The sequence below is a fragment of the Clostridia bacterium genome (assembly GCA_019683875.1).
Lineage (GTDB): Bacteria > Bacillota > Sulfobacillia > RBS10-35 > Bu92 > Bu92.
On the sequence record JADGHN010000140.1, the window covers coordinates 1 to 3,826 of the forward strand.

Genomic DNA, 3,826 nt, shown 5'->3' on the forward strand with positions numbered 1-3,826 from the left:
GACGGCGACGGCGAGCTGGCGCTGCAGGAGATCGTGGCCGACGGCCGCGCTCTGGATCCCCTTGAGAGCGCGTACCTGCAGGAGCGGAAGCGCATCCTCGCGGACGCGATCGACAAGCTCCCGCCGAAGGAGCGGACGGTCGTCGCCCTCTATTACTACGAAGGGCTGACGGCCACGGAGATCGCGCACGTCATGGGGCTGTCGGTGTCGCGCATCTCGCAGCTCCACTCGAAGGCGATCCTGCGCCTGCGCGGCCGTCTGGCGCGGCAAAAGGAGGCATTGCGGTGAAACCGGTGGAAGGGCAGGGCGCGGTCCCCGCCGCGGGCGCCGTCGAGCGGGCGGAGCACGTCTGGCGGGCGGGGGCGGAGGCGCAGCTGGCGGGCCAGCAGGCGGCCGAAGAGGCGCGTCGCCGGCGCGGCGAGCGCGCGGTGGCGCGGCCGCCGCGGGCCGAAACGGGCACGCTCGGCCACGCCGGGGACGAAACGCGCCGCCGGCCGCAGGAGCGGGCGCGCAGTTCGGGGGCGCCGCGCGGCGAGCGCGGGACGCGGTCGCCGGAGGACGGCGAGCCCCACCTCGACCTGCGCCTGGATTGACCCGGGCTTGGGCGCATAAGAGACGCCTCGCTGGGCATAGTATCCAGAGGCTGTCCCATTTTCCAGGGGCGGAGCCGCTTTTCCAGGGAGGCTGTCTCGCGTGCGTTGGATGTTCATGAAGGGCCTGCTTTGGGGAATTGCGCTGACCGCGGCGGCAGGTGCGGCCGGCGGCGCGTACGTCATGCGGCACGGGGTCGTCGCGAGGGTGGACGCCTCGCCGCTGACGGCGGACGTGCAGGCGGAGATCCGGCAGCAGGTGCTTGCGGAGATGCCGAGGGTCATTGAGGCCGTGAAGGCGCAGGTGCCGGCGAAGGTGGCGGAGGAAGTCAACAAGCAGCTCGGCGACGCGTCCTTCGTGCTCTACGGCGTGCGCGTGGACCTGCCGGCGACGGCGACCCAGGCGCTGCGCGACCACCTGCGGGACGAGATCACGCGCGAATTCCAGAAGCAGCTCGACAGCATCGATGTCGACGGACTCGCGACCGCATGGGCCGACCAGGCGTCGACGACCATCGCGCGCACGCTGCATGATCGTCTCATTCGCCGCTCCCTTCCCGTCGAAGTCGTTCCCGGCGTGACGATTCCGATCGTCGTCGACATTCGTTGAAACGATGTGATATAGTCCTTCCGGACCGTCCGCGCGAGCGGCGGGACCAAATTCTCACGCTTCCTCGCCCTTTACAGGGCGGCCCCGCTGCGTCTCGGGGTGTTCGCGCGTCCCGGTGCCACGGTTCCCGTGGTTGACGCGCGCTGGGAAGCGGCGGCTGAACCGGAAGGAGGTGAAGACGCGTGCCCGTCGTTCAGATGAAGCAACTCCTCGAAGCCGGTGTTCACTTCGGCCACCAGACGCGCCGTTGGAACCCCAAGATGAAGCCCTACATCTTCACCGAGCGCAACGGCATCTACATCATCGACCTGCAAAAGACCGTTCGCCTCATCGAAGATGCCTATAGCTTCGTCCGGGACGTCGTCTTCGAAGGGGAAGACGTGCTGTTCGTCGGCACGAAGAAGCAGGCCCAGGAGACCATCGCCGAAGAGGCGCGCCGGTGTGGCATGCCGTACGTCAACCACCGCTGGCTGGGCGGAATGCTGACGAACTTCCAGACCATCCGTTCCCGCCTGCAGCGTCTCGAAGAGCTCGACGACATGGAACAGAGCGGCTACTTCGACCGGCTCAGCAAGAAGGAAGCCGCGCGGCTGCGCCATGAAAAGGAGAAGCTTGAGAAGTTCCTCGGCGGCATCCGCGGGATGAAGCGGTTGCCCGGCGCCATCTACGTCGTGGACCCGCGCAAGGAGAACATCGCCGTCACGGAAGCCCGCAAGCTGGGCATTCCCGTCGTGGCGATCGTCGACACCAACTGCGACCCGGACGAGGTGGACTACATCATCCCCGGGAACGACGACGCGATCCGCGCCGTCCGTCTGATCACGTCGAAGATGGCCGACGCCGTGCTCGAAGGCAAGCAGGGCGTCCAGGTCACCGCTTGAGGCGTCTCGGCCGGGACGCACGTGGCTGGCGACACGCGCTGGCCGTTTACACCGGGGGCAAGAGCGCCGATGCGCTTTTGCCCCCTTATCTCGACACGGAACCCAGGGAGGATCGGGAATGGCGGACATTTCAGCCGCGCTCGTCAAGGAGCTGCGCGAGCGCACGGGCGCGGGCATGATGGACTGCAAGAAGGCCCTTCAGGAGACGGGGGGCGACATCGACAAGGCGATCGACTGGCTCCGCCAGAAGGGCCTCTCGCAAGCGGCCAAGCTGTCCTCGCGGACCGCCAACGAGGGTCTGGTCGACGCCTACATCCACATGGGCGGCAAGATCGGCGTGCTCGTGGAGATCTCGTGCGAGACGGACTTCGTCGCCAAGACGGACGACTTCAAGGAGCTCCTCCACGACGTCGCCATGCACGTCGCCGCCGCGGCGCCGCGCTACGTGCGCCGGGAGGACGTTCCGGCGGACGTCGTCGAAGCGGAGCGCCAGATCCAGCTGGCGCGCGTGCGCGAAGAGGGGAAGCCGGAGCAGGTCGCCGAAAAGATCGTGGCGGGACGCATGGAGAAGTTCTTCCAGGAGATCTGCCTTGAGGAGCAGCCGTTCGTCAAGGATCCTTCGAAGACGGTGAAGGAGCGGGTGCAGGAGACCAGCGCGAAGCTGGGCGAAAAGATGGAAATCCGCCGCTTCGCGCGCTTCCAGGTCGGCCAGTGACCGCGAATCGCGCATCCGGGAGGTACCCGCTTGTCCGCGTCCGGAATTGAGCCCAAGTACCGGCGAATCGTCCTGAAGTTGAGCGGCGAGGCGCTCGCCGGGCCGCGCGGCTTCGGCATCGACCCGTCCGTCGTGGAGGCCATCGCGGAAGAAGTGCGGAACGTCGTCCGGCTGGGTGTGGCCGTCAGCATCGTGGTCGGCGGCGGCAACATCTGGCGCGGCCAGAGCGGCAGTGCCCAGGGCATGGACCGCGCGACGGCCGACTACATGGGCATGCTCGCCACCGTCATCAACGCGCTCGCGTTGCAGGACGCGCTGGAGCAGGTGGGCGTCGACACGCGCGTCCAGACGGCCATCGAGATGCGCCAGATCGCGGAGCCCTTCATCCGCCGGCGCGCCGTCCGCCACCTGGAAAAGGGGCGTGTCGTCATCTTCGCGGCGGGCACCGGCAACCCATACTTCACGACGGACACCACGGCCGCCCTCCGCGCCGCGGAGGTGGAGGCCGACGTCATGTTCAAGGCCACGAACGAGGCCGGCGTGTACGACGACGACCCGCGCACGAACCCGCGCGCGCGCCTCCTCCGCTCGCTCAGCTATCTCGACGTTCTCAAGATGGGGCTGCGCGTCATGGATTCCACGGCCGTGTCCTTGTGCATGGAGAACCGCATCCCGATCCTCGTCTTCGACATCGCGGAGGCGGGCAACATCCGTCGCGCCGTTCTCGGAGAACCCATCGGCACGCTGATTTCGGCCGACGCCGCGGCCACGCCCGCCGAGTGACAACGTGCGAAACCGGAGGGAGCGCCGTGATTGAAGACGTACTGAAAGATGCGGAAGAGCGCATGAAGCACAGCCTCGACGCGTTCCGCCGCGAGCTCGCCGGCATCCGCGCCGGCCGGGCCACGCCGGCACTCCTGGAGAAGGTCCGCGTCGACTACTACGGCACGCCCACGCCGATCAACCAGATGGCGACGATCAACATCCCCGAGCCGCGGCTGATCGTGATCCAGCCGTGGGACAAGAGCCA

At 67.8% G+C, this 3,826-nt stretch carries 7 protein-coding genes; all 7 read left to right on the forward strand.

The genetic code is table 11. The features are described 5' to 3' along the window. Nucleotides 1-288: sigma-70 family RNA polymerase sigma factor (locus IRZ18_08895; protein ID MBX5477220.1), on the forward strand; the 288-nt coding region annotated here is incomplete at its 5' end. Beyond that, nucleotides 285-593 (forward strand): hypothetical protein, encoded by a 309-nt coding sequence (locus tag IRZ18_08900; protein MBX5477221.1) that lies wholly within the window; start codon nt 285-287, stop codon nt 591-593. The genes IRZ18_08895 and IRZ18_08900, both read left to right, overlap by 4 nt. A gap of 100 nt (nt 594-693) precedes the next feature. Next, entirely contained in the window at nt 694-1,200 is a 507-nt protein-coding gene (locus IRZ18_08905; GenBank protein ID MBX5477222.1) for a hypothetical protein, read from the forward strand. 182 nt (nt 1,201-1,382) lie between these two features. After that, the gene (gene rpsB, locus IRZ18_08910; protein MBX5477223.1) at nt 1,383-2,081 is read left to right on the forward strand and encodes a 30S ribosomal protein S2; all 699 of its coding nucleotides are present in this window, start codon (nt 1,383-1,385) and stop codon (nt 2,079-2,081) included. Between the two features lie 118 nt (nt 2,082-2,199). Beyond that, nucleotides 2,200-2,796 (forward strand): translation elongation factor Ts, encoded by a 597-nt coding sequence (tsf, locus tag IRZ18_08915; protein MBX5477224.1) that lies wholly within the window; start codon nt 2,200-2,202, stop codon nt 2,794-2,796. 45 nt (nt 2,797-2,841) lie between these two features. Beyond that, nucleotides 2,842-3,579 carry a UMP kinase gene (locus IRZ18_08920; GenBank protein MBX5477225.1) on the forward strand — a complete coding sequence of 246 codons (738 nt, stop codon included), beginning with the start codon at nt 2,842-2,844 and terminating at the stop codon, nt 3,577-3,579. Between the two features lie 26 nt (nt 3,580-3,605). Further along, a partial coding sequence (locus tag IRZ18_08925) for a ribosome recycling factor (GenBank protein MBX5477226.1) occupies nt 3,606-3,826 on the forward strand: 221 nt, incomplete at its 3' end.

Coding starts and splice junctions, on each gene's coding strand:
- tsf (MBX5477224.1), top strand. CDS start 2,200: ATGGCGGACATTTCAGCCGCGCTCGTCAAGGAGCTGCGCGAGCGCACG.